Below are 26,091 nucleotides of genomic sequence, written 5' to 3' on the forward strand. Positions count from 1 at the left end.
CGGCGGCGGAGGTCACTGGGTCAGGTTTTCGACTTGAACACGGCCTTCGAACTTCTTGGCATCCCTGTGCAAGAGGATGACCTGCTCGGCTTCGGAGAGCCCGTCAGCCGCGGTGTCGTGGAAAAATTCCACCGTGCCGTTGGCAATGGCGGCTGCCATCGGAGAGACCACGGTAAAGCGCTGGCGCACGCCGCGCAGCTTTTCTTCGCCGAGCGTTCCCCACTCGCAGTCGGTGTAGCCGGAAAAGGCCTGGCTCGCGACAACCTCCGTTCCATATTTCTTGGTCAGGGACTGCAGCCGCTCCACCTCGTTGACGGCGGCGCCGAAGGCCGAGAAGGTCAACCGATCCTTCAATCCGACATTGCCGAACATGACGTTGCCGACATGCAGGCCTATTCCGTAACGCACCTCGCTCAAATTGCGCGACCGGCGATCCTTGTTCAGAGCAGCAACGCGGCGCTGTGCCTCGAAGACGGCCGATAGCGCGGCTTCACAGGCCACCTTGGACGGATCCTTGTGCCGGCCGCAGGGATAGACCGCCAGAAAACCATCGCCGAGAAAGCTCATGATTTCGCCGCCATTGCGGTTGAAGGGCGCTGCGATCGCATCGAAGAACTCGTTCAGCGTGTCGATATAGGCCTGTCGCCCTTCCTTCTCGGCATAGACGGTGGATTGCCGCATATCGCCCATGACCAGGGCCGCACGGATCGTCTCGCCGTCGCCGCGGCGGACCTGCCCGTTCAGCACGCGCTTGCCGGCATCGCCACCGAGATAGGTGGTCAGCATATTGTTGGCGAGCTTACCCAGAACCGCCATCTTGGCCGCCATGGCGAGATGGTTCTGCATGCGCATCAGCGCTCCAATCATCTCCTCGCTGAAGCCGCCGATGCTGTCGGTGGACCAGGAGCCCATCATGCCCTGGACCGAGCCGGCTCCGAAGGTCTGCACGAAGGCCATGTAGTCGGTCACCTTCTCCTTGCGCAGATCCTCGAAAATCGGAAACTCCGCGGCTCCATCCACATCGATCCGCCGACGCAGATGCAGAAGATTGTTGGACAGGAGATAGTAATAGGGGCTCTGCATGAAGCGTTCGGGCTTATCGTTCACATGGCGATAGCCTTCGATCGTCAGACCGCCGGCCCGTCGCCAGGTAAACCCAAGAGCGTCATAGAGCGGATGCAGCATGGAAAAGGTCAGATGCACGCGAATGAGCGGCATTCCCGTCGCCGCCATGCGCTCGCAGAAGCCCCGCACGATGGTCTCCAGGTTTTCGCCGGTCAACGCCGCCTGCGTCAGCCATTCCGCCACCTTATCGAGAAGAAGATCGGAAACACTCGAATGAATAGTCATTATCCCCGCGGCCTATCTTGAAATGCCTGATGTTTCGTCCCGGCCATGGAAAGCCGCCATCTCCGTAACCCTGCCCATCGGCTTGAGGTCGGACAAAGTTATCATGCGACAGCGTCGATGCTTTCCTTCACCAGGTCATGTCGACGCCAGAAAATTCGGCTGCATTTCTCCCACGCCCCCGCATATGAAATGCAGCAAAACACAATCGCCGCAAGCGACGACTCTCATTTTGTTCTCTTTGAGATAAGGCGCATATGACGCTGAAACAATGGGTAAAAACGCGGCAGGTCGATAAAAATCGCAACCGCGACCCATGGCCTTCCCGTCGCGTCACCGCTCCATTACGCGAAAATCACTCGCCTGCGGCAAGCACCGGCGGCTTCTTTTCCCGCAGGGCCATTGCCGCCATCGCATATCCTCCACTCGCACCATCGATGAAATGCATATGGTCGCGCATGAGCGGGGTCGGCACGAAGCAGGTCATCAGGGCGCTGTCCTGCCGGTGCAGCCCGAAGCGGCAGACACCTTCGGCCTCGGCCTGCAGCAGACGCGCCTCGATGCGCTTGAGGTGCGCGGCATCGACGTCGATGGTCATTTTCAGCCCATCGTCGAATTTGCGGAAATCGGAATTCGCCGCAAGGTCCCGCCGATAGATCTTGGCATCGAAGGTCGCGGCCCTGACGCCGAACCTGTCGAGAATCCACACGAGGACGATCTGCGCATCGATGGCCAGCTTCCGCCACCAGCGATCGGCCGGAGCGGCCACGGCGCGCGCTTCGATATCCGCCCCGCCGAAGCTCAATACAGGCGTTGGGCCTTCGACCGGGACCGGATGGCCGTCGCGGTTCTGCTCGGCGGAAATGGCAATGATATCGGCAACCAGCCGCTGAAAGCTTGCGTCGTTGCCGGCCTCGCCGGGAATGGCGATGATGGAGACGATCTCGCCGTTTTGCGCCTTGATCGGGTTCCAACGGCAGGAAAGACCGGTCAGATCCGGCTCCGCCTTTGTCGGCAGCGCCTCGACGATGAATTGCCCCGCCTTCATCTGCCTTTCGGCCCAGCTCGTCCCGCCGCCGGAAAACATGGCATAGGAAACGTAGTCGCTCGGGCTGAAGCGTGCGACCCGCACGTCCAGGCCCTCGCCGCGGATCACCGTCATCGGTACCAGGGCCGTGCGCAGGTCGAGCTGCAATTCCTCCATCACCCAGGCCCGGACAGCCGCCAGCGCATGCCGTACCCGCTCCTCGCCCGACGGGGGGATCGCCACCAATGCGCCGTCCCCTCCGAAGGCGAAGGGATAATCGCCTCTCTCCAATGCGTTGAGCACGGCGGAAATCACGCTGGCGCCTGCCATATTGACAGATTTGTAATGGCCGGCGGCAATCGCCTTCGTCGAGCTGACGATATCGGCGATCGCAATCAGCCAGTCGTCCGGCAGCGGTTGATAATTGGCGCTGTCAGTCACGCCCTCGAAGCGGGTGAAGCCCGTGAGTCTATGGAAGAAATCATCCTTGGATGGCTCGACCATGATATTCCCCTTCAGTGAGCGCCGCGACAATCTATCCCTACAGCAAATACGCCGAAAAACCAGCGGGCGGTCGACGTCATATGCCAGCCGTGCTACTGCCGCGAATGAAGGCACCAAAACGCCAAGGATATTTCTAATACGATGAGCCGCCTGGATAGTTTCATTCGCCGCCTGAGCGCGCAGCGCGACATCCTCAATGCCGTTGCCGACGAGGTCAGAACGCTTGACGGTCCCGTGCTGGAACTGGGGCTCGGCAATGGCCGCACCTTCGACCACCTGCGCGAACTTTTCCCTGATCGCCGCATCGTCGCATTCGATCGGGCAGCCAATGCCTATGGCCCGTCCATGCCGTCGGCTGACAATCTCATCCTTGGTGAAATCAAGGATACTGCCAAGAGCTTCGTCGGTGCGAGGGCCTCGCTTGCCCATGCGGATATCGGCACCGGCTACGAGGACAAGGACGCGGTGACGTTGACCTGGCTGCCCGGGATCATGGCCGGCGTGCTCGCTTCAGGCGGGATCGCCGTCAGCGGCCTTCCCCTCGAGCATCCGGATCTTCAGGCGCTGCCCCTGCCCGAAGCCGTCAAGGAAGGGCGCTATTTCATCTATCGGCGGCGCTAAGGCATTTCCAGGAAAAGCGGACCGCTCTGGTTTCAGCGCAGAAACAGAACATCGAACTGCTCGCCTTCGCTGGGCAGCTCAACGACTTTCATGATCCGCTCACCGTCTTCGAAAAATGCGAGACATTCGCCGTAGTACTTGCCGAGATCGGCAATGAAACCCCTGGCATGATCCTTGCCGTAGAAGGCAGGGGTAAATTCCATATAGAGCGGCACCTTGCGTTCCATCAACGCATGCATCGAACGGCAGGCAACCGGTTCATAGCCTTCGATATCCATCCAGATCAGGCCGATATCGGCAGGCTCGGTGCCGGCCTGTAGCAGAATATCGGGAACGGGCAGGACGGGAACGGAGATTTTCTCGTCGGTTGCGCTTTGGCGCAACGCGCTGCTTTTGCCGTGATTCTTGTGATTAAGGTAAAAGTCGAGCTGCCCGCCGCGATCGCCGGCGGCGCAATTGACCGCCGTCACCATCTGCTGCAGGCCGTTGTCGGCAATGTTGATCGTCAGAAGCCGGAAATTGCGCGGGTCCGGCTCGACGCTGACAATGCGGTCATAGGCGCCGCTGAGGGCAAAATAGCAGGTTTGCGTGCCGATATTGCCGCCGAGTTCCAGAAGAACGGAGCCCTTGCGCAGCAGGCAACGCTCGCGCAGCACGCTCAGCAGCCGGTCGACATGATCACGCTCGAAATGGCCTTTACGAAACACCTTGCGGCCGATGTAATCGGCCGGTGAGAAGCTCAGGACATGGTCGCCGCAATCCACCATCATCATCTTGACGCGCGGGCCGAGCGCGCTGACGAGGATGTCCCGGCCCAGGCGCGTATCGAAGAGGCGGGTGGCGATCGCATCCCGTTTTCTGCGAAAGGCGCGTCGCCAGTATTTTCTTGTGAGCATCTTGCGGTCGAACATGCCGAGCATCCCTACACTAGGGTCTTGCCGTTGCAAACGGAGAACATCGGCTGATGCGCTGCCCGTGTCCTGCCTGGGGCATCAGGCAAAGCGGCTGCTCGTTTCCTTCGAAACGATATAGACCCGCAGCGGCTCGCCGCGGCCGCGAACGGCAATCTCGCGGCTTTCAACGCCCTGCGTATCGACCTCGGAAAGCTGGGCCACCGGTTCGGAAAAGACGAGTGCGCTGTTGAACTCCTTGGCAACGCTTTCCAGTCGGCTGGCGACATTGACCGTGTCGCCGATCGCCGTCACGTTCTTGACGCTGCCATACCCCATCGAACCGACCACGGCCGAACCGCTGTGAAGGCCGATGGCGATTTCAAGCGGCGCGGCCAGTTCGTCGGCCAGTTCCGCGCTGAGCTTGTCGATCTCTTGGACGATCGCGGCCGCAGCTTTCAATGCCTGCCGGTTTGCCTCCTTCGGTGTGGTGCGCAGGCCGAAGAGCGCCATGGCGCCATCGCCGATGAACTTGTCCATGCGGCCGCCGTTCTCCTCGATGATGCGGCCGACGATGGCGAAATAGCGGTTGAGCAGGAAGACAATGTCGAAGGGCAGGCGCGATTCCGTCAGCGAGGTGAAATGGCGCAGATCGCAGAAGAACACGACAATCTCGCGCTCGCGGCCGGGGCTGGCGGTCTGGCTGTAGACTGGGATCGTCGCCTCGGCCATCGGCGTCAGAAGCGGGAGGACGCTGACATTGCCGGTCGGGCGCAGCTGGCACGCGAGCCTCACGTCCGGCGTGGCGCCGATCCGGGTCAACGTCTTCTGCTCCAGCGGCTCCGGCGGCGGCAGGTTTTCTACGCCCTCGATGATCTGGACACGGCAGGTAGAGCACTGTCCCTTGCCGCCGCAGACCGAATAATGCGGAATGCCGCCAAGGCGGCTTGCCTCGAGCACGCTGAAGCCGCGCGGCGCATGCACGACCTCGCCGCCCGCATAACGGATGGCGACCTGATATTGCCGCTCACGCAATCTCCGATGCGCGCGAAAGCCGAAGAGAGCGACGATCGACAGGCTGAAGGCCCCATAGAACCCGGCGCGATAAGGCCATAGGGTCTCGGCTATCTGACCGCCCGGCACCGACCCCTTGTCGCCATAGCTTCGCAGGTCGCTATAATAGCCGCCACTGTAGCCGCGTTCATCTTCCTGGGCAGCCTCGTGCGTCACGGTCTTGCCCATTGCGGCAAAGCCGAGCAGCGCAAGAACCGGCAGAACGATAGCGAGCGACAGCATCACGGGTGCGATCGCCATATACCACGGGCGATAGCGCAGCCAGAAGTGAACGCCGATGCAGCCATGAAGCCAGACAATCAGAAGCACCAGCGACTGACGCGCACCGTTGACCGGCGATGTCACCCAAAGGCTGTGCACGATCGCCCGGTAGGTGTCGTGATAGCCATAAATCTCATGCACGATGCGGGTCGCAACGATGTGATCGATCAGGAGCAACGGCACCAGCAGGCCCGTGACGATCTGGAAGGCCTCGCCGGCGGGCATGACGAGCGTGCGGCGCCGGTAAAGCATCCGCAGCACGAGCAGAATGTGAACGATCAGGGCTCCATAAAGAAGCACGGTTCCCACGGGATTGCGCCAGACCGCCATGAACCATCGTTGCGCATGTTCGGCCACGCCGAGCGAAATCAGCCCGAGGGCATGATTGGCCAGATGCATGATCACGAAGGCGAACACGATCAAACCGGAGCCAAGGCGCAGCTTTCGCACGAGGCGATCGGACATGATTGGCTTTCTTGCCTCGATGGTCATCAAACCCAATGTATATTGCCCGTTCACAACCGGTGGGAAAACGGCTATCGCCTATTCATCTAGCCGCAACGCCGCACACTGTCGAGGATGCGGCTTTTTGAAGCAGGGACCTTATTGTCACGCAACCGGTCGGAATTCGGGCAAACGTCTCACAATTCGCGCTCGTACCATCACTTAATCGTCAACCACGTGCCGACAGTATGAAGATCGCCTTTTACGCCCCGTTGAAGTCCCCTGGCCACCCAGTCCCCTCGGGCGATCGGCTGATGGCGCGCCAGATCATCGCGGCGTTGGAAATGGCCGGACATCAGGTCGACGTCGCTTCGCAATTGCGAAGCTTCACGCCAACGCCGGAAGCCGGTCCGCGCATGGAAATCGCCCGGCGGGCGGAAGGCGAAGTAGGTCGCCTGCTTGAGCGCTGGCAGGACGAGATGGCACCCGACCTATGGTTCACCTACCACCCCTATTACAAGACCCCCGATCTTATCGGTCTATCCATCGCGAGAGGGCTCGGCATTCCCTATGTCACGGCGGAGGCATCCTATTCCCGCCGCCATGACGAAAACGGCTGGGGTGAAAACCAGCGCCTCATCGCCGACGCCGTACGGCTTGCCGCCGTCAATCTGTGCTTTACCGAAAGGGACCGGACCGGCCTCAAGGAGGCAATCCCGGATGGGCGCTACGAGCGTTTCCTGCCCTTCATCGATGCCGCGCCCTTTGCTCGCTCGTCCTCCGATCCGCGGCGGCTGATCACCGTGGCGATGCTGCGCAAGGGCGACAAGTTCGACAGCTACACCATACTGGCCGAAGCACTCGATCTCATCCGCGACCAGGATTGGACCCTGACCATCATCGGCGATGGACCAATGCGGGCCGAAGTAAGGTCGCTTTTTTCCACTTTCGACGAGAGACGGATAGGCTGGCGCGGGGAGCGCTCCACCGCGGAGATCGCAAAGGAGCTTGCGACCGCTGGCCTCTATGTCTGGCCCGGTTGCAACGAGGCTTATGGCCTCGCCTATCTCGAGGCACAGGCGGCAGGCCTTCCCGTGATCGCACAGGCGACGGCTGGCGTACCGGAGGTGGTGATGGCGGGCAAAACGGGATTGCTGACGCCGGAGGGCGATGTGGGGGCCTATGCCAATGCGATTTCGCGGCTTCTCGGCGATCAGCAGCAGCGACAGGCCATGGCGGACGCTGCCTATAGCTTCGTTCACCAGGAGCGTTCCCTGATTGCCGCCTCGAAGCGGCTTGAAACCATTCTTCGAAACTATCTGGGAGACACCCGTTATGAGCGATAGAGCCGAGTGGCAGCCCTTGCGCGACGAGTTGCGGCGCTGGAGCGCGACGGGGCGAACGGCGAAGTTCTGGTTTCGAGACGACGACGCCATCGAGCCGACCCCTGCCCTCGACCAGCTACTATCGCTTTCCAATCGGTTCGACGTGCCGATGGCACTCGCGATCATTCCGGGGCCGACAGGCAAGCCGCTGGCCGAACGACTGGCGGGTGAAAGCCATATCACAGCGACGGTGCATGGCTGGACGCATCGGAACTATGCTCCTGACGATACCAAGAAGCAGGAGCTCGGCCCGCACCGGCCAAAGACGGTCGTGCTCGATGAACTTCATCGCGGCTTCGACAAGCTGCAAACCCTTTATCCCGCGCAGTTCGTCCCGTTGCTGGTGCCGCCGTGGAACCGGATCGACGATGCGCTGTTGCCGCATCTCGAACCTTTTGGCTATCGCGCCGTTTCCATCTTCGGGCTGGCCAAGCAGGCACCCATCGGCTTGGTCAACACGCATATCGACATCATGCGATGGCATGGCATGCGTGGAGGCCTGCCGCATGCCGAAGTGATCGGGCGCCTCGTGGAAGAGCTTCAGAACCGCTTTAACGGCAATGACGAGCCGATCGGCGTGATGACGCACCATCTCGTCCACGATGATCTTGCCTGGGGTTTCGTCGAGGCCCTGTTTGAGGAAACAGCCGGCCATGCCGCCATCGAATGGCGGCCGGTCGGCAATTTTATCAATTAGCGCAGTGCCATGGAACTCGCCTCGCGCGGCAGGCTTCAGAGCTGCAGCGATTGCCCGTCAAAGGCGACGAATGCACCGGGGAAGCTCTGCTGCGCATCGCGCTGCATGTCGTCCAGCTCGCGGTCGGTGCGGCCGGGAGCGTGATGAAACAAGGCCAGCTGCTTGGCGCCGGCCTTCTTGGCGAGCTTGACGCCCTCCTGCCAGGTGGAATGGCCGAAGCCCATATATTTGGGCATCTCGGCTTCGAGATAGGTCGCGTCATAGATTACGAGGTCGGCATCGGCCATCAGGGCCAGCGCGGCCTCATCCAGCTTACCGGTTATATGCTCGGTGTCGTAGACCATGGCGATGACCCGGCCCGACCATTCGACGCGATAGCCGATGCAGCCGCCCGGATGGTTCAACCTGGCCGTATGCATGACGATGCCGGGATGCGGCTTCAGCGTATCGCCGGCGGCGAAATCGCGAAAACTCATCTCGGCACGACAGATATCGGGTTCGACGGGGAACCATGGCGGCCGCATGAACTGGCCGATCAACTGCCGGGTCGTCGTCTTGCCGGCAAGATGGCCGGACCAGAGATCGACGCTGACCCTCGGATCATAGATGGCGTTGAAGAAGGGCAGGCCGATGATGTGGTCGTAATGCGAGTGCGTGAAGAAGAGATCGATGTCGCGGACCCCCTCCTTGGCCAGAGACGCCGCCGCTTCACGCAACCCCGTCCCGGCGTCGAATAAGATATGCCTGCCGTCATGCCGTAACTCAATGCATGACGTATTGCCGCCGTACCGCTCAAATTCCGGTCCCGATACAGGGATGCTTCCCCGCACGCCCCAAAATTTCAGCTCGAAACTATCGTTGTTCATGGAATTTTTTACACCATTCCCCTTTCGGTCAAAAAAAGCACACTTTTGCTATCGTGCGAAGCCAGCAATTTCCAAAAGTCGCACGGTGGTAAAAACTGGATCCCATCGTTCGGCCAATACAGATCGTTGGACGAACGAACGCCGCCAACGGATCACACAAGCCTAATATAGGTATGGCGCGGCAGAATAGATAAGGGGCTGGGGTTGACGCTCCGGTTCGAGGGTCAGGCACGAGATCGTGATCTTGACGGAAAGAGGCCCTTCAGGCAGCCGAGAATCGGCGGCGGTCGCTTGCTCTCTTCGCTGCTTACAGCGTCGCGGCCGAGCGCGCGGCCTGTTCGTAATAGCCGGACAATGCCCTGAGATGCGAAGCAATGTCGGAAAGGCCGTCCTGCGACAGGCCGGAGACCTTCGTCGCCTCCACCAATAGTCGCTCGCGAATTTCAGTATAGCGCTTCAATGCGTCCAGGCCCTTGTCGGTGACCCGGATCGTCTTTTCCTTGCCGGCCTTGCCGCTTTTGACGAGCCCCGCCGCCTCGAGCTTCTTGACGGCATAATTGGCGACATGCGTGTCTTCGATATCGAGGACGAGGCAGAGATCAGCGAGCGTCTTTGGCCGGTCGCGATGCCGCACCGAATGAATAATCAGGATCTCGACCGGCGAAAGGCCGGGCACGCCGGCTGCCGCCATGCAGCGAACCAGCCATCGATTGAAGGCATGGGAAAAGAGGATCGACCCGTATTCCAGCTCCGACAGGGCCGGCGAGCTGCCGCCAGCAAGATGGGCTGACGAGACGATCAATTCGCGTCGTTCACTCTTTTCCTCGGACGTCACCTGAAAACTCCTTCGAACCGGATCAAGCCCCTGCAGATCAACAGGCCGAGCGGTCGAACGCCGCTCGGCTCCAGCATTACATTCCTATTTGTCCCGCTTTCCGTAGCCGCCGCCGGTGGGGGTGACGACCGTGAAGGCCTCGCCCGCATCGAGCACCGTATGGGCCGAGCCGATCAGCTCTTCGATCCTGCCGTCGTTGCGACGGACATAGTTGCGGCCCGTCTGCCCGGCTTCACCGCCCTTGACGCCGAAGGGCGCTACGCGCCGATGTCCCGACAGGATCGCGAATTCCAGCTTTTCGCGCGTGCGGATGGTGCGCTGCGTGCCGTTGCCGGCATTCCATTTGCCGCGGCCGCCGGAATTCGGACGAATGTGGAAATCCTCCAGCACGACCGGGAACCGCGTCTCGAGGATTTCGGGATCCGTCAGCCGCGAGTTGGTCATATGCGTGTGCACCGCATCGGCGCCGTTGAAGCCCGGCCCCGCCGGCGCACCCGAGCAGATCGTCTCGTAATATTGATAGGCATCATTGCCGAAGGTCAGATTGTTCATCGTGCCTTGCGCGGCGGCAAGCGCTTCGACCGCACCGAACAGGCAGTTGGTCACGGCCTGGCTGACCTCGACATTGCCGGCAACGACGGCGGCCGGATATTCCGGCGTCAGCATCGTGCCTTCGGGGATGATGATGCGGATTGGCCTCAGGCAGCCGGCATTCATCGGAATATCGGCTTCGACGAGAACGCGGAAGACATAGAGCACGGCAGCGCGCGTCACCGGCTGCGGTGCATTGAAATTATCCGGGCGCTGCGCCGAGGTGCCGGTGAAATCGACCGTTGCCTCGCGCTTGTCCTTGTCGATCGAAATCCGGACGACGATCTTGCAGCCTTGATCCATTTCATAGCTGAATTCGCCATCCGACAGGCGGTCGAGAACGCGGCGCACGCTCTCGGCGGCATTATCCTGAACGTGCCCCATATAGGCATCAACGACATCTTCGCCGAAGTGGACGATCATCTTCTTCAGCTCGGCCACGCCCTTTTCATTGGCCGCGACCTGGGCCTTGAGGTCGTTGATATTCTGGGCGAGCGTGCGCACCGGATAGCGCGCACCCGTCAGCAGCTTGGTAAGCTCGGCTTCACAGAAGCGACCGCAATCGAGCAGCTTGAAATTGTCGATATAGACGCCTTCCTCCTCGATGTGGGTGGCGAGTGGCGACATCGATCCCGGCGAAATGCCGCCGATATCGGCATGATGGCCGCGGCTGGCGACCCAGAAACGGATATTCTTGCCGGCATCGTCGAAGACCGGGGTGCAGACGGTCAGATCAGGCAGGTGCGTGCCGCCATTATAGGGCGCATTGATCAGGAAGACATCGCCCGGCTGGATGACGGCGTTTTCGCGGATCGCGGTTGCGACGGACGCATCCATCGAGCCGAGATGCACCGGCATATGCGGTGCGTTGGCGACCAGATTGCCTTCCGCATCGAAGACGGCGCAGGAGAAATCCAGCCGCTCCTTGATGTTGACCGAATAGGCCGTGTTCTGCAGCGTCATGCCCATCTGCTCGGCAATCGACATGAAGAGATTGTTGAAGATCTCCAGCATGACGGGATCAGCCTTGGTACCGATGGCATTGCGTTCGGGCAGCGCCTTGATGCGCTTGAGGACGATATGATCCTTGATCGTCAGCTGCGCCTGCCAGCCGTCCTCGATGACGATCGTCTGGTTCGGCTCGATGATGATGGCCGGGCCGGTAACGGTCTGGCCGGGCTTGATCGCCTGGCGCAGGACGACGGCCGCATCGTGGTTTGCACCGCTTGAGTAGAAGGCAATACGCCTTGCGGCCTGTGCCTCACCTTCGGCTGCGGCTTCGAGCTCGACCGCAATATCGGCAGCCGCGCCGCCGATCGTTTCGATCTCGACGGCCTCCACGACGAGAGGCTTGTCCTCTGCAACGAAGCCGAAGCGGCGCTTGTGCAGCGTCTCGAACTGGCCGCGCAGACGCGCCGGATCGTCGATCTCGGGGAAAGTCGTCTCGACCGCCAACAAAGTATCGGTGCCGGCATAGCGGATATGGGCGCGCTGGACCGTCTTGATCTCAGCTGTTGCGACGCCTTGCGCTTCCAGTTCGGGCACGCATTCGCCGCGCAATTCGCTGCCAAGTGCCGCGATGGCGGCGGGTGCGGCGTCATCAAGTGAAACGCCGAGCGCCTTCTGGCGCGTTGCCCTGATATCGGCGAGCCCCATGCCATAGGCGGAGAGAAGGCCGGACATCGGATGCAAAAGGATGCTCTTCATCCCGAGCGCGTCGGCGACCAGGCAGGCGTGCTGTCCGCCGGCGCCGCCGAAGCAGTTGAGCGCATAACGCGTCACGTCATAGCCGCGCTGAACGGAGATCTTCTTGATCGCCTCGACCATATTGGCAACCGCGATGCGGATGAAGCCATCGGCGACGTCTTCCGGGCTGCGGCCGTCGCCGATTTCGACTGCGAGTGCCGCGAACTTGGCCCGCACCGTCTCGACATCGAGCGGCTGATCCTGGTTCGGGCCGAAGATGGAGGGGAAGAATTCCGGCGGCAGCTTACCGGCCATGACGTTGGCGTCGGTGACGGCTAGCGGACCGCCATTCCGGTAGCAGGCCGGCCCTGGAAAGGCGCCGGCAGAATCCGGCCCGACACGGAAGCGGTCGCCGTCGAAATGCAGGATCGAGCCGCCGCCGGCGGCCACGGTATGGATCAGCATCATTGGCGCGCGCACGCGGACACCGGCCACTTCCGTCTCAAAGGCGCGCTCATATTCGCCGTCGAAATGCGCCACATCCGTCGAGGTGCCGCCCATGTCGAAGCCGATGACATTGGCAAAGCCCGCCTGTTCGCCGGTCTTTGCAAGACCGACCACGCCACCGGCCGGGCCGGAGAGGATCGCGTCCTTGCCCTGGAACATATCGGCGGCCGTCAATCCGCCCGACGACATCATGAACATGACGCGCGCACTGGTGCGCTCGACATCGAGCTCATCGCAGACCTGGCCGATATAACGGCCGAGCACCGGCGAGAGATAGGCGTCGATGACAGCCGTATCGCCACGGCCAACGAGCTTGATCAGCGGCGAGACCTCATGGCTAACGGAAACCTGCTCGAAGCCCAGGGAGCGCGCGATCCTGGCAACGGCAGCCTCGTGCGCCGGGAATTTATAGGCATGCATGAAAACGATGGCGACAGAGCGGTAGCCCTTGGCGAGAAGGTCACGTAGCGCCGTTTCGGCCGCCTTTTCATCCAGAGCGAGCTCGACAGTGCCGTCGGCCAACACCCGCTCCTCGATTTCGACGACATCCTCATAAAGCGCTTCCGGCTTGACGATCTCGGTCGCGAAGATCTTCTTGCGTTCCTGATAGCCGATGCGTAGCGCATCGCGGAAACCCTTCGTCGTCACCAGCGCAAGGCGCTCGCCCTTACGCTCAAGCAGCGCATTGGTGGCGACCGTCGTGCCCATGCGCACCTCGCCGATCGTTCCTTCAGGAACCGGCTCGCCCTTGCCGAGGCCGAGATGCAGGCGGATGCCATGAACGGCCGCATCGCGATAGGCCTCAGGATTTTCCGAGAGCACTTTGCGGGCATGGAGAATACCTGCCGGATCGCGCCCGATGACGTCGGTGAAGGTGCCGCCGCGATCGATCCAGAAATCCCAACGACCCGAAGTGTTCTCCGACAAATCCGCCTCCAGCAGAATAACGATGATAATATATCGATAAATCGTCAACGTTTTGTCGTCAACAAGATTCACCGAAACCGGCTGTCGTCCTCAATTTTTGTCATCATAAAGCTTGCGGCGAGCACGACCTAATCCTCGAAGCGGCTCGTTCCCTCGCGATCGTGATCATATCGTCTCGCGAGCGGAAACGGCGGCAGCCAGGATTCGCGGCGGACGGTCCAGAGCTCGTAGGTCGGCGTCAATTGATCGGGGGCATCCAGAGACCCCAGGTTCACTTCGATCTCGTCCGCGCTTCGCGAGAAAACGGGCGAGCCGCAGTACGGGCAGAAAAACCGGCCGGCGTAGTCGCGTGTTTCGCCTTCGATCGTCACCGCATCCTCGGGAAAGATCGCGGAGGCATGGAAAAGCGCGCCATGGTGCTTGCGGCAGTCGAGACAATGACAAATGCCGACCCGATAGGGGCGCCCCGCCGCGACAATCCGCACCTTGCCGCACAAGCAGCCGCCGGTGAAACGGTCCATCTCACACCTCCTCAAAAATCAAGCAGGCGGAAAGTTTACGCCAAATGAAGCAGTCATCGCAATTGCCTGATCGGGACCATGGCGAGCCGTTCGATGCAAAGCCGCACCGCTATTGGGCACGGCCTGAAGCAAGATCGCTAGTGCAGGCCACCGACACCAAGCAAACGTTCGACCGCATGATGATCCCGAGCAAGCGCCTTGGGCGTCCCCTTCCAGGCAAGCCGGCCGCGCTCCAGAATAATGACATCGCTTGCGAAATCCAGCGCGCTCTGGATGCGCTGTTCCACGAGCAGGATCGTCATATCGCCTGACTTGGCAAGCTTGGCGAAGGCCGCCATCAACTCCTCGCAGATGACGGGTGCGAGCCCTTCCAACGGCTCGTCGAGAAGAAGGACAGAGGGACGGCCGAGGATCGTTCGGGCGGTCGACAGCATCTGCTGCTCGCCGCCGGAAAGCTGACTGCCGAGGTTTTTGCGCCGCTCCTTCAGACGCGGAAACATATCATAGGCCTCCTGCAAGGCGCTTTTCGGCCGTCCCTTCAGCCCGACAGAGAGATTTTCCTCCACCGTCAGCGTCGGGAAGACATCGCGCGTTTGCGGCACGTAGCCGAGGCCCTGATGGGCGCGCCGGGCGCTCGGCAGGCCGGCAATATCGGCCGAGCCCAGCCGGATGTGGCCATCATAGCGCCGGGTCTGGCCGGCAAGGGTGGCAAGCAGCGTACTCTTGCCCATGCCGTTGCGACCGAGCACGGCAAGCCGACCGCCGGCCGGCACGGAAAAGGAAACACCTTCCAATACCCGCGTCGGCCCGTAGCCGGCCGACAGATTTTCGACTTCAAGCGGCGTGGCCGGCATTGGCGTAGCTCCCAAGATAGGCTTCGCGCACACGCGCATCCTGTGTCACGTCTTTCGGCGACCCGTCGAATATGATCGTGCCGGCCGCCAGCACCACCACGCGCTTGGCGAAGCGGAAGACGAGATCCATGTCGTGCTCGATCATCAGCACGGCGAGATCGGCGGGCAGATCGGCCAGCGCCTGTTCGATGCGGCCGGTATCGCTCTGCGGCACGCCGGCGGCGGGCTCGTCGAGCAGAAGCACTTTCGGCTTCAGGGCCATGGCGACAGCGATCTCCAAAAGGCGCTGCTGGCCATAGGCGATCTCGCTGACCTTGCGATGCATGAGATTGGCAAGGCCGAGCGTGCCGAGCAGTTCCTCGATCTCGGCCATGACGTCGCGCATGGCGAGAAAGTTGCCGAACATGCGGCCGGAGCGGCCTGCCCGCTGCAGCACCGCCATGCCGATGTGCTCGGCCGGCGTCATGTCCTGAAATAGCCTAGTCACCTGGAACGAGCGCACCAAGCCGCGTCGAACCCGGCCGATGGCGTCGACCTTGTTGACGTTTTGGCCGGCGATACGGACCTCGCCGGAATCGGCAGGCAGATTGCCTGTCACGAGGTTGACGAAGCTGGTCTTGCCGGCGCCGTTCGGGCCGATCAGCGCGACGCGATCTCCCGGCGCCATCGACAGGCTGACATTGTTGGTCACCGTCAGGCCGCCGAACGCCTTCTTCAGATTGACGACCTCAAAAATCGCGCTCATGTCCGCATCTCCTCTCTGCGGCGGGCGACATAGGCAGCGGCCGTGCCGTAAATGCCCTTGGGCGCGAAGAGAACAACGAGGATCAGCAAAGCGCCGACGATCGTCAGCCAATGGAAGGGATTGGCGGCGGAGACGTAGTCCTCGAACAGCATGAAGATCAGCGTGCCGACGAGCGCGCCAAACAGCGATCCGGTGCCGCCGAGGACAAGCATGACAAGCGCCTCGGCCGATTGCGTGAAGGACAGGCTGTCAAGGCCGACGACCTGCGTCGAGATCGCATTCAACGCGCCGCCGATGCCGGCAACAGCGCCGGAAATCATATACATCCTGATCAACGCCACTTTCGGCGAGGCGCCCATGGCACGGATGCGCAACGGGTCCTGACGGATACCGCGGCAGAGCATGCCGAAGGGGGACCGGACGAGAAAGCGCAAAAGCACCAGCGCGATCAGCAGCAGTGCCACGCCATAGAAGTAAGCCGTATGCCCGTAGAGATCGAACTCGAAAGCGCCGAACAGCGGATCGGCTGATATGCCCGACAAGCCGTCGCTGCCGCCCGTCCAGCTGGATGCCTTGTTGGCGAATTCGTGAAAGAGATAGACCAGCGCGATCGACAGCACGAGCTGCGGCAGTCCATGCGCTCGCAATATGACGACGCCACAGATCAGGCCGGCGACAGCGCCGCCGATAATGCCGGCAAGCGTCATCAGCAAGGGATCGTTGATGCCGTAATGGGCGGATGCGATGCCGGCGGCATAGGCACCGGCGCCGAACAGCGCCGCGTGGCCGAGGGTCGCCACGCCGCAATAGCCGGTGACGAGATCGAGCGACAGGACGAGGAGCGCGATCGCGATCAGCCGGGTGAGAAGAGCGAGATTATCCGGAAACAGCAGGTAGCCGGCGGCGGCCACGACGACGATGGCCGCTACCGCGATCAGATCCTGCCCGAATGTACGATGTCTGGTCACGATCGGTGCGGCCTCTCTTTCAAGGGTCAAAGCCATGTTACTTCATTCTCCCGGCAAAGCCGCGCGGGAAGACGCAGACGATGGCAATGACGGCCAGATAGAAGAAGAATTCCCCGTATTCCGGCATGAGATAGCGGCCAGTCGTATCGACGCAGCCAAGAATGAGACAGGCAAGCAACGCGCCCGAGATCGAACCGGCGCCGCCGACGGAAACGACGACCAGGAAGGTCACCATATAGCGCAGGGCATAATAGGGCTCGACGGGCAGAAGTTCAGCACCGACGACACCGCCGAAGGCGGCAAGCCCGACGGCAATGGCGAAGCTGACCGCATAGACGATTTCCGTGCGGACCCCGAGCGCGGCGGCCATCGCGGCATTGTCGACGGAGGCCCGCAGCTTGACCCCGAAGGAGGTCTTCTCGATCGTGTACCATAAGACGAGAGCGACGATGAGGCCGCAGACGATCGCGAAGATGCGATGGGTGCCTATGGTGCGGAAACCAAGATCGACGGAGCCCTGCAGACCGCCCGGTAAGGGAATGGTTTTCAAGGTCGGGCCGAAGACGTAGTTGGCAATGCCGATGATGCAGAAAGTGATGCCGATCGTCATCAGCACCTGCGTCAACTCGGGCGCACCATAAATGCGCCGATAGAGCAGCCGTTCGATCGGGATGGAGATGATGACGGTGCCCACCACCGCCAGCAATACGGCGGCAGCATAGCCTAGACCAAGATCGTGCGCGGCGTAGGAGGCGATATAGCCGCCGATCATCGCAAAGGCGCCATGGGCCAGATTGACGACGCGCATCAGCCCCATCGTGACCGAGAGACCGATGGAGATGACGAACAGCACCATGCCGTAAGCGAGGGCATCGACTGCTATGCTGAGCACGGTTTGCATTGAAATTGCTGGTCCGGTTGTTGTTGCGCGGCCGCTGTCGTCACACCCCTGACCGGAGGCTTCCGATCAAGGGTTGGAGCTTCAGGAGCGCTTACTTCGCGGCAGCAAGGCCTGGATCGCCCTGCTTCTCGAAGGTCTGGATTTCCTTGTTGTAGTACTTGCCGTCATCGCCCTTGGCGACTTCGCGCAAATAGATGTTCTGCGTGATGTGCCGGCTTTCCGCATCGATGGTGACCGGGCCGCGTGGGCTGACCCAAGACAAGCCCTTCACGGCATCGACGGCCTTCTGCGCATCCTGCTTGCCGCCGGTCGCCTCGATCATCTTGTAGATGACATGCATGCCGTCGAAAGCGCCGACGGCCGGGAAGGTCAGTTCAGCTGGATTGCCGATCGCCTTGCCGGCAGCTGCGACGAAGGCCTTGTTTTCGGGCGAGTCATGCGAAATCGCATAATGGAAGGTCGTTTGCATGCCGAGTGCCGCGTCGCCGAGCGCCGGCAGATCGGACTCCTGCGTCAGGTCGCCGGGTGCAAAGAGCTTGATGCCGGCTGTTTTTAGGCCATTCTCATTATAGGCCTTGACGAAACCGAGCGTCGTCGGGCCGGACGGCAGGAAGGCGAAGACGCCCTGCGCGCCGGAATCCTTGATACGTTGCATGATCGGGCTGAAATCATTGGTCGAAAGCGGCATGCGGATCGCCTGGACCACTTCGCCACCCTGCTTCTCGAAACCGGCCTTGAAGGCGTTTTCGGCATCGACGCCCGGACCGTAATCGCTGACGACGGAGATAACCTTCTTCACGCCGGCGTCAAAGGCGACCTTGGCGATCGGCGTCGAGGTCTGCCAGGTGGTGAAGGAGGTGCGCACGACGAGCGGGCTCTTGGTGACGATCGCCGAAGTGGCGGCGTTGAAGATCACCATCGGCACATTGGCCTGCTTGAGGATCGGCGTCACCGCCATCGCGTCCGGCGTGAAGTAGAAGCCGGCGAGATACTGGACCTTCTCCTTGACGACAAGTTCCTGAGCGAGCGACTTCGACTGGGCCGGATCGGCCGCAGGCAGATCGCGGTAGATCACCTCCACCTCGTCATTGCCGACCTTCTTGCCATTGACAGCCATATAGGCGTCGATGCCGGCCTTGAAATTCTTTCCCTGCAGCGCGAACGGGCCGGAAAACGGACCGATGACCCCGACCTTGATGGTGTCGGCATAGGCAGCGCCGCCAAGAGCAACGGCCGCGATGGCGGCCAAGACAAACCGTTTCATTTTTTCTCCTCCCGACAGCCGCTTTTTTGGGCCGTCCTTGATCGTTTAAATTCTGATCATCGCCAATTTCTCATAGGAAAAGGTGATGTAAAATGAAATAAAACCTTCCATCCATATTTATATGGTTATGATTAGCGGTAAATATCCTACTCTCCTGCAGCTCCCAGACGCTTGATCATACCGATCAATTGCAGGGCATGGCGCAGCGATGCTGCCGTCGCCACCACCATGGGCGGCAGCAGCAGCCATTCCAATGTCCAGGCGGCACCGGAGCGCTCCTGCTCGTGCACGAGGGACTGATGAATGCCCGAAAGCTGCACTGCATTGAACCGGGCGAGCGTGACCAGCGTTTCGGCCGACACCGGATTCTGCTTGTGCGGCATCGCTGAGGAGCCGCCGCCGCCGGCAAGCTCGATCTCGTCGCCCGCCTGTGCCAGAAGCGCGACATCCTGGCCGAACTTGCCGAGGCTGCCCGAAATCATGGACAGCAATCCAGCCAGCTCGGCAATACGCCCCCGCTGGCTTTGCCACTGCGGCTCATCCGTCAGACCAAGCGCCTGTGCCAGCGAACTTCTGATTTCGGCCGCCTTCGGCCCGAACTTTTCCAGCGTGCCGGCGGCACCGCCAAACTGTAATGGGAAGCTCTCCTGCGTCAGCCGGTCACCATACTGATCGAGTGGGTGACGCCATGCCCGTAGCCGGTCGGACAGGATAATCGCGATCGCAGCCTGCATCCGGGTGCGGCCCATGAGCCGGTTCGAGCCGAAACGCTCATCGAGCTTGGAGAGAGCGGCTGAAACCGCGAAGAGACGTCCGCCAAGGATAAAGGCTACGGCCTTCAGCCGCAGCATTAGGCTGGTGTCGATGACGTCCTGACTGGTGGCACCGAAATGGACATGTTTGCCCGCGTCCTCGCCGACTGCCTTGCGCAGCTGGCGAACAAGATCCGGCACGACGACGCCATCCGATGCAGTTGCCGTCTTCAGGCTCTGCAGATCGGGCTCGAACCCTGCGCAGACCTCGGCGATATGCCCGGCCGCATCCTGCGGGATCAGCCCATGCTGCGCCTCGACCTTGGCAAGCGCCGCTTCGAAAGAGAGCATGGCGCGGATATCGGCCTTGGCCGAGAAATAAGCCGCGATCTCCTCGTCACCGAGAAGGCCTGACAGAAAGGGATGATCGAAGGGAGAAACGCTCATGGCCTATATATCGAGGAAAACCGTTTCTTTGTCGCCCTGCAAATGGATATCGAAGGTGTAGACGGAGCCCTCCTTTGCGGCAATCAGCGTTGCGAGGCGATCCCTGTGCTCGATACGCGCAAGCAAGGGGTCCTCGGCGTTGGCCTCGGTCTCTTCCGGAAAATACATACGCGTGTGCAGGCCGATATTGATGCCCCGCGCCACGATCCAGAAAGTAACGTGCGGCGCCATCTTGCGGCCGTCCTTGAAGGGAACGCGGCCCGGCTTGATCGTCCCGAAACGGAAAACACCGTCGGTCGAGCTGGTCGGGCAACGCCCCCAGCCGGTGAAATTCGGATCGGCCGCACCGCGCAGTTCCGACGGGCTGTTGTAAAGCCCAGCGCTATCGGCCTGCCAGATCTCGAGCACCGCATCCTTGACCGGCGCTCCTGCCCCATCGAGAACCCTGCCCGTCAGCGTGATGCGCTCGCCGAGCGTCTTGTCGTTGATCATCACGGAGCCGAGATCTGTTTCATAGACGCCGCCGATCTCGCTGTAGTTCGGCGTCAGGCCGATATGCACGTAAGGGCCTGCCGTCTGCGACGGCGTTTCCTTCAGGTAGCCGAGATCCTGTACCATCAATTGCCCTCCGGCCGGTTTTCGAACAGAGTCGAACGGCGACCGCGCAGCACGATATCGAATTTATAGGCGCGGGCATCCATCGGGATCGTGTTGCCCCAGTCGAGCGGCGCAATCAGCTGTTCGATCGCCTGTTTGTCGGGGATCGTGCCGACGATCGGACATTTCCAGATCATCGGGTCGCCCTCGAAATACATTTGCGTGATCAGCCGCTGCGCAAAGCCGTGGCCAAAGACGGAAAAGTGAATATGCGCCGGACGCCAGTCGTTGACGCCGTTCGGCCAGGGATAGGCGCCGGGACGAATAGTCCGGAAAGCGTAGTGTCCTTCATCATCCGTGATCGCGCGGCCGCAGCCGCCGAAATTCGGGTCGATGGCGGCGAGATAGGTTTCCTTCTTGTGGCGATAACGCCCGCCGGCATTGGCCTGCCAGAATTCGAGCAGCACGCTCGGTACCGGCCGGCCGCGCTCATCGAGCACGCGGCCATGGACAATGATCCGCTCGCCGATAGCGCTCTCGCCCGGCCTGGCGAAATTATGGATGAGATCGTTGTCCAGCTCGTTCAATATGGAGTGGCCAAAGACCGGCCCGGTGATCTCGGAGATCGTGCCATCGAGCGAAAGCAATGCGCGCTGCGGCGACCGCAGCACGGAGGTCTTGTATCCCGGCGCAAAGGCCGGCGGATGCCAGGCGCGGTCTCTTGCGAAAAAGGCGCCCGTCTCGGGCTTGCTGTTGCTTCTATCGGACATGTCTGCCTCGCTTCATGCCGCCTGCTCGGCGTCCATCTGTTCGAAAACCTGCTTGGCGATCTTGATCGCGTGGTTGGCGGCCGGCACGCCGGCATAGATCGCCACATGCAAAAGCGCCTCGCAAATGTCATCGCGCGTCGCGCCTGTGTTGCGCGTGGCGCGCACATGCATGGCCACCTCGTCATCCTGACCGAGCGCGGCGAGCAGGGCAATGGTCACGATGGACCGTTCGCGCAGGCTCAGCGTCGGGCGCGACCAGACATGTCCCCAGGCCGCTTCGGTGATCAGCTCCTGGAAGGGTTGATCGAACTCGGTCGACCCCTGCTGGGCGCGATCGACATGGCTATCGCCGAGCACGGCGCGGCGTGTCGCCATGCCCTGCAGATAGCGCTCGGACGGCGCGGTCAGGTCATTCATCAGGCTTGTTCTCCACGCAGGACGACGTCGATGAAGGCACGGATGACTTCGGTCAACGCCTCGGGTTGTTCGACGCAGGGGATATGGCCGGCGTCCTTGATCACTTCATAGCGCGCATTCGGAATGAGCTTTGCCGTCGAAAGCACCAGCTCCGGCGGAGTGGAGCCATCCTGATCGCCGACGATGCAGATGGTGGGCACGGCGATCTTGGCCGCAGCTTCGGTCAGGTCGGCATCGCGAAGCGCGGCACAGGTGGCAACATATCCTGCGACCGGCTGGCGGATCAGCATGTTGCAATAGCCGGCAAACGCGATGTTTTCCGGACGGCGGAAGGCGGGCGTGAACCAGCGTTCCATGATGGCATCGACGATGGATTCGATGCCGTCAGCCTCGACCTGCGCGATGCGGGTATTCCAGCTCTCGGCCGTGCCGATCTTGTGGGCGGTGTCGCAGAGGACCAGCGCCCGCACCAGATCCGGGCGACGCTGATAGAGCGACTGCGCGACCAGCCCGCCGACCGACAGGCCGCAGATAATGGCATTCTTGACCGAAAGGAAATCGAGCAGGCCGGCTAGATCGGTCGCATGATCCTCAATGGAATAGGGCATCTGGCCAAGATCGGAGAGACCATGGCCCCGCTTGTCGTAAAGTACGATGCCGAAATCGCCGGCCAGCCGCACGATCACATCACGCCAGATCCGGAAATCGGTGCCGAGCGAATTGGCAAAGACAAGCACCGGCTTGTCGGCGGGGCCGCCGATGATCTGATAGTGGATCGTAACGTCGTTGATGCGGGCAAACTGCACTGGAAATCTCCTCGGCCGCGAGATTGGATGTATAATCTGGTTAGGTAAAATGATATTTCTTTGCTCTACGATAACTCCGGGGTTATGAATGAGCATGCTCGACGCAGGCATCAAGTTCCGCCATCTGCAGACCTTTGTCGAGGTTGCACGCCAGAAAAGCGTGATCAAGGCGGCCGGACTGCTGAATATCAGCCAGCCGGCGGTGACGAAAACCATCCGCGAGCTGGAAGAGGCGCTTGGGGTCGCCGTCTTCGAGCGCGATGGGCGCGGCATCCGCATCACCCGCTACGGCGAAGTCTTTCTCCGCCATGCCGGCGCGGCACTCACAGCCCTCAGGCAGGGGCTGGATTCCGTCTCGCAGGAGCGTTCCGGGGAGGCGCCACCGATCCGTGTCGGCGCGCTGCCGACGGTTTCCACACGGATCATGCCGCGGGCGATGGACTTATTTCTCAAGGAAGAGACCTGGAGCCGCATCAAGATCGTGACCGGCGAAAACGCCGTGCTTCTGGAGCAATTGCGCATCGGCGATCTCGATCTCGTCGTCGGCCGATTGGCAAGCCCCGACAAGATGACCGGCTTTTCCTTCGAGCATCTCTATTCCGAACAGGTCGTCTTCGCCGTCCGAGCCGGCCATCCGTTGCTGTCCGACAGGCAATCACTGTTTGCCGATCTCAGCCGCTACACAATCCTGATGCCGACTCGCGGTTCGATCATTCGCCCCTTCGTCGAGAGCTTCCTGATCGCTAACGGCGCCGGCGGACTGCCCAACCAGATCGAAACCGTTTCCGATTCCTTCGGCCGCGCCTTCGTGCGATCGAGCGACGCCATCTGGATTATCTCGGCCGGCGTCGTTGCCGGCGATGTCGATGACGGGCTGTTAGCCCTGCTACCGATCGACACCAGCGAGACGAAGGGACCGGTGGGATTGACCGTTCGCACCGACGCCATTCCCACCCTCCCCTTGTCGATCCTGATGCAGACGATCCGGGAGTCAGCAAGCGAGGTCACCAAGAAGTTTTTAGGCGGCTTAGAAAACTGAAAATGCCCCTCACCCCAGCCCTCTCCCCGTTTTGACGGGCAGAGGGGGCGACAGTGCCAAACCCCTTCGCCCCGCGTGCGGGGAGAAGGTGGACTCGAACAGTTGAGCGAAGCGAACTGTGAGAGGACGGATGAGGGGCTTACCTATCCATAGGCGATTGCCCCGCTTCAGAACGGCAGGCCCACATAATTCTCAGCGAGCGCCGTCGAGGCTGCACGCGAATGGATGAGATAATCGAGCTCGGCTTCCTGGATCTTCTGGTCGAAATCGCTGGTATCGGGAAAGCGATGCATCATCGTCGTCATCCACCAGGAGAAGCGCACCGCCTTCCAGACCCGTGCGAGTGCGCGGGCGGAGTAGACTTCCAGTCCGGCGTTCGAGCGATCCTGATAATGCTCGGCAAGCCCCGAAAACAGGTAATGCACGTCGCTCGCCGCCAGATTGAGCCCCTTGGCACCGGTTGGCGGCACGATATGCGCGGCATCGCCGACGAGGAAGAGACGGCCGAAACGCATGGGTTCGGCCACGAAGGAGCGCAGCGGCGCGATCGATTTCTCGAAGGACGATGCCGTGACCAGGGCCTCTGCATGATGAGCCGGCAACCGGCGCCGCAGCTCATCCCAGAACCGATCGTCGCTCCAATCCTCGACCTTCTCGTCGAGCGGACACTGGATGTAATAGCGGCTGCGCGTCATCGATCGCATGGAGCATAGAGCGAAACCGCGGGGATGGTTGGCATAGATCAGCTCGTGATTGACCGGCACCACCTCGGCCAGAACCCCAAGCCAGCCGAAGGGATAGACCTTCTCGAAGCTGCGAACCGCCTTTTTCGGAACCGACTTGCGGCTGACGCCATGAAAGCCGTCACAACCGGCGATGAAATCGCAATCGATGCGATGCGAAATGCCGTCTTTCTCATAGGTCAAATAAGGCGTATCGCTATTGAAACCGTGAGGCTGCACATTGTTCGCGCCATATATGGTCGGAGCACCGCATTCCTCGCGGCGTTCCATCAGGTCGCGTGTCATCTCCGTCTGGCCGTAGATCACGACCCGCTTGCCGCCTGTCAGACCATGAAGATCGATACGATGATCGCGGCCGTCAAAGGCGAGCGAGAAGCCGTCATGCGGCAAGCCCTCGGCATGCAGGCGCGTACTGGATTTCGCCTCGTCCAGCAAGCGGACGGTGCCTTCCTCCAGAACGCCGGCGCGCACGCGGCCGAGAATGTAATCCTTGCCGACGCGATCGAGAATGACGTTGTCGATGCCGGCCTCCGTCAGCAGCTGGCCGAGCAGCAGCCCCGACGGCCCCGAACCGATAATGGCGACTTGAGTGCGCATCGTCTCCTCCCATGCGTATTTCTTGCTTCAAGTCTCTTCGGCGCATGGCCGATCCGCAATGGACATTTCGGTCATGAAATTGCACAAATCAAACATGGCAAGGGAGGAGAGCCGTGACGAAGACTGTGCCGACCTATGAGCTCTATGGCGAAAATACCGGCCGAAAGCCGGATTTCTGGCTGCATTGCGAGACAATTCCCTCCCGCAGCAGCCTTCATCATTGGGAGATCCGCCCGCACCGGCATGAGAACTTTTTTCAGATCTTGTACATAGATGCCGGATCCGGCGACGCAATCTTTGGCGAAATTCCCCACGCCATTACGCCGCCCGCCGTCATTACCGTGCCGCCAAAAATCAAACACGGCTTCCGGTTTTCGCGCGATATTGACGGCTTCGTTATCACCGTGCTGATCTCGCACCTCAAGGCGGCGCCGGGCGATCGCAGCCGGCTGGGTGCATGGCTTGCCGATCCGCATTTGACCTTGCTGGATACCCGTAATGAAGATGCCGCCCATATTGCCAGCACACTGAAACGCCTGGGCGAGGAGTTCGCAAGCCACCGAAACGGCCGCAACGATCTGCTCGATGCGTATCTGACCTCGGCCCTGCTGCTGACGGCGCGGATCGCCCATAAAGCCGATGAAGGATCAAGTGCGGGCGATGAGGGCGAGCGCCGGATGGAGATGCTCCAGGGCCTGATCCAGCGACACTTCCGCTCGCACAAGCCAGCCGCCTTCTATGCCGAAAGCCTCGGCATCTCGCCGGCGCATCTCAGCCGCATCGTGCGCAGCCGGACAGGGCACGGCACGCACGAATTGATCACGCGCAAGCTGTTGGACGAGGCCAAGCGCGAACTGGTCTTCACCTTCGCGACGGTGCAGGAAATCAGCTATCGCCTCGGCTTTGCCGACCCCGCCTATTTCTCCCGCTTCTTCGTCAAGCAGACGAGCCAAACACCGCGCGCCTGGCGGATCGAGGAGCGGGAGAGGCTTGGGATGTGACGGTTAC

24 protein-coding genes are annotated in these 26,091 nt (G+C 61.2%); 5 read left to right on the forward strand and 19 right to left on the reverse strand.

Annotated elements, in window-relative coordinates; genetic code table 11:
• Positions 1–12: 12 nt before the first annotated feature.
• Both HGP12_RS08260 and HGP12_RS08265 read right to left on the reverse strand, forming a co-directional pair.
• Entirely contained in the window at positions 13–1,350 is a 1,338-nt protein-coding gene (locus tag HGP12_RS08260; RefSeq protein ID WP_168839392.1) for an adenylate/guanylate cyclase domain-containing protein, read from the reverse strand.
• 352 nt (positions 1,351–1,702) lie between these two features.
• Positions 1,703–2,878: a DUF3095 domain-containing protein gene (locus HGP12_RS08265; protein WP_168839391.1), complete on the reverse strand. Its 1,176-nt coding sequence runs from the start codon at positions 2,876–2,878 to the stop codon at positions 1,703–1,705.
• A 141-nt stretch (positions 2,879–3,019) separates the two neighbouring features.
• Between HGP12_RS08265 and HGP12_RS08270 the strand changes: the two genes are divergently transcribed.
• The gene (locus tag HGP12_RS08270; protein ID WP_168839390.1) at positions 3,020–3,499 is read left to right on the forward strand and encodes a class I SAM-dependent methyltransferase; all 480 of its coding nucleotides are present in this window, start codon (positions 3,020–3,022) and stop codon (positions 3,497–3,499) included.
• Positions 3,500–3,531: 32 nt separating this feature from the next.
• On the opposite strand, the gene HGP12_RS08275 is transcribed toward HGP12_RS08270, so the two are convergent.
• Together HGP12_RS08275 and HGP12_RS08280 are read right to left on the reverse strand one after the other, a co-directional pair.
• Positions 3,532–4,410 carry an FkbM family methyltransferase gene (locus HGP12_RS08275; RefSeq protein WP_168839389.1) on the reverse strand — a complete coding sequence of 293 codons (879 nt, stop codon included), beginning with the start codon at positions 4,408–4,410 and terminating at the stop codon, positions 3,532–3,534.
• 81 nt (positions 4,411–4,491) lie between these two features.
• Entirely contained in the window at positions 4,492–6,216 is a 1,725-nt protein-coding gene (locus HGP12_RS08280; RefSeq protein WP_168839649.1) for an adenylate/guanylate cyclase domain-containing protein, read from the reverse strand.
• A gap of 200 nt (positions 6,217–6,416) precedes the next feature.
• On the opposite strand from HGP12_RS08280, the gene HGP12_RS08285 reads away from it, so the two are divergent.
• Positions 6,417–7,514 (forward strand): glycosyltransferase family 4 protein, encoded by a 1,098-nt coding sequence (locus HGP12_RS08285; protein WP_168839388.1) that lies wholly within the window; start codon positions 6,417–6,419, stop codon positions 7,512–7,514.
• Entirely contained in the window at positions 7,504–8,250 is a 747-nt protein-coding gene (locus HGP12_RS08290; protein ID WP_168839387.1) for a polysaccharide deacetylase family protein, read from the forward strand. Before HGP12_RS08285 ends, HGP12_RS08290 begins: the two co-directional genes overlap by 11 nt.
• 35 nt (positions 8,251–8,285) lie before the next feature.
• On the opposite strand, the gene HGP12_RS08295 is transcribed toward HGP12_RS08290, so the two are convergent.
• From HGP12_RS08295 to pcaD, 14 genes are all read right to left on the reverse strand, one after another.
• The gene (locus tag HGP12_RS08295; protein ID WP_168839386.1) at positions 8,286–9,116 is read right to left on the reverse strand and encodes an MBL fold metallo-hydrolase; all 831 of its coding nucleotides are present in this window, start codon (positions 9,114–9,116) and stop codon (positions 8,286–8,288) included.
• 307 nt (positions 9,117–9,423) lie between these two features.
• Positions 9,424–9,951: a winged helix DNA-binding protein gene (locus HGP12_RS08300; RefSeq protein WP_168839385.1), complete on the reverse strand. Its 528-nt coding sequence runs from the start codon at positions 9,949–9,951 to the stop codon at positions 9,424–9,426.
• A gap of 84 nt (positions 9,952–10,035) precedes the next feature.
• Positions 10,036–13,662, reverse strand: a complete 3,627-nt coding sequence (locus tag HGP12_RS08305; protein WP_168839384.1) for a hydantoinase B/oxoprolinase family protein — start codon at positions 13,660–13,662, stop codon at positions 10,036–10,038.
• Between the two features lie 128 nt (positions 13,663–13,790).
• Positions 13,791–14,183 (reverse strand): GFA family protein, encoded by a 393-nt coding sequence (locus HGP12_RS08310; protein WP_168839383.1) that lies wholly within the window; start codon positions 14,181–14,183, stop codon positions 13,791–13,793.
• Positions 14,184–14,320: 137 nt separating this feature from the next.
• Entirely contained in the window at positions 14,321–15,037 is a 717-nt protein-coding gene (locus tag HGP12_RS08315) for an ABC transporter ATP-binding protein (protein WP_168839382.1), read from the reverse strand.
• On the reverse strand, positions 15,018–15,782 hold the full coding sequence (locus HGP12_RS08320; protein WP_168839381.1) for an ABC transporter ATP-binding protein: 765 nt from the start codon (positions 15,780–15,782) through the stop codon (positions 15,018–15,020). The genes HGP12_RS08315 and HGP12_RS08320 overlap by 20 nt, the downstream gene beginning before the upstream one ends.
• Positions 15,779–16,786, reverse strand: coding sequence for a branched-chain amino acid ABC transporter permease (locus tag HGP12_RS08325; RefSeq protein WP_168878702.1), 1,008 nt, complete (start codon positions 16,784–16,786; stop codon positions 15,779–15,781). The genes HGP12_RS08320 and HGP12_RS08325 overlap by 4 nt, the downstream gene beginning before the upstream one ends.
• A gap of 1 nt (position 16,787) precedes the next feature.
• Complete coding sequence (locus HGP12_RS08330; protein ID WP_168839379.1) at positions 16,788–17,651, reverse strand: branched-chain amino acid ABC transporter permease; 864 nt, start codon at positions 17,649–17,651, stop codon at positions 16,788–16,790.
• A gap of 91 nt (positions 17,652–17,742) precedes the next feature.
• Positions 17,743–18,915, reverse strand: coding sequence for an ABC transporter substrate-binding protein (locus HGP12_RS08335; protein WP_168839378.1), 1,173 nt, complete (start codon positions 18,913–18,915; stop codon positions 17,743–17,745).
• A 146-nt stretch (positions 18,916–19,061) separates the two neighbouring features.
• Entirely contained in the window at positions 19,062–20,114 is a 1,053-nt protein-coding gene (locus tag HGP12_RS08340; RefSeq protein ID WP_168839377.1) for a 3-carboxy-cis,cis-muconate cycloisomerase, read from the reverse strand.
• Between the two features lie 3 nt (positions 20,115–20,117).
• Positions 20,118–20,732, reverse strand: coding sequence for a protocatechuate 3,4-dioxygenase subunit alpha (gene pcaG, locus HGP12_RS08345; RefSeq protein ID WP_168839376.1), 615 nt, complete (start codon positions 20,730–20,732; stop codon positions 20,118–20,120).
• The gene (gene pcaH / locus HGP12_RS08350; protein ID WP_168839375.1) at positions 20,732–21,481 is read right to left on the reverse strand and encodes a protocatechuate 3,4-dioxygenase subunit beta; all 750 of its coding nucleotides are present in this window, start codon (positions 21,479–21,481) and stop codon (positions 20,732–20,734) included. Before pcaH ends, pcaG begins: the two co-directional genes overlap by 1 nt.
• Before the next feature lie 12 nt (positions 21,482–21,493).
• The gene (gene pcaC / locus HGP12_RS08355) at positions 21,494–21,898 is read right to left on the reverse strand and encodes a 4-carboxymuconolactone decarboxylase (RefSeq protein WP_168839374.1); all 405 of its coding nucleotides are present in this window, start codon (positions 21,896–21,898) and stop codon (positions 21,494–21,496) included.
• Positions 21,898–22,704: a 3-oxoadipate enol-lactonase gene (pcaD, locus tag HGP12_RS08360; RefSeq protein WP_168839373.1), complete on the reverse strand. Its 807-nt coding sequence runs from the start codon at positions 22,702–22,704 to the stop codon at positions 21,898–21,900. The genes pcaC and pcaD overlap by 1 nt, the downstream gene beginning before the upstream one ends.
• A gap of 94 nt (positions 22,705–22,798) precedes the next feature.
• Between pcaD and pcaQ the strand changes: the two genes are divergently transcribed.
• The gene (pcaQ, locus tag HGP12_RS08365; RefSeq protein ID WP_168839648.1) at positions 22,799–23,743 is read left to right on the forward strand and encodes a pca operon transcription factor PcaQ; all 945 of its coding nucleotides are present in this window, start codon (positions 22,799–22,801) and stop codon (positions 23,741–23,743) included.
• Positions 23,744–23,910: 167 nt separating this feature from the next.
• On the opposite strand, the gene pobA is transcribed toward pcaQ, so the two are convergent.
• On the reverse strand, positions 23,911–25,083 hold the full coding sequence (gene pobA / locus HGP12_RS08370; protein ID WP_168839372.1) for a 4-hydroxybenzoate 3-monooxygenase: 1,173 nt from the start codon (positions 25,081–25,083) through the stop codon (positions 23,911–23,913).
• A gap of 113 nt (positions 25,084–25,196) precedes the next feature.
• Here pobA and HGP12_RS08375 point away from each other — a divergent pair, with 113 nt between their 5' ends.
• Entirely contained in the window at positions 25,197–26,084 is an 888-nt protein-coding gene (locus HGP12_RS08375) for a helix-turn-helix domain-containing protein (RefSeq protein ID WP_168839371.1), read from the forward strand.
• The last annotated feature ends 7 nt before the right edge of the window (positions 26,085–26,091 follow it).

This window comes from Rhizobium sp. P28RR-XV, assembly GCF_012641385.1.
Classification (GTDB): domain Bacteria; phylum Pseudomonadota; class Alphaproteobacteria; order Rhizobiales; family Rhizobiaceae; genus Rhizobium.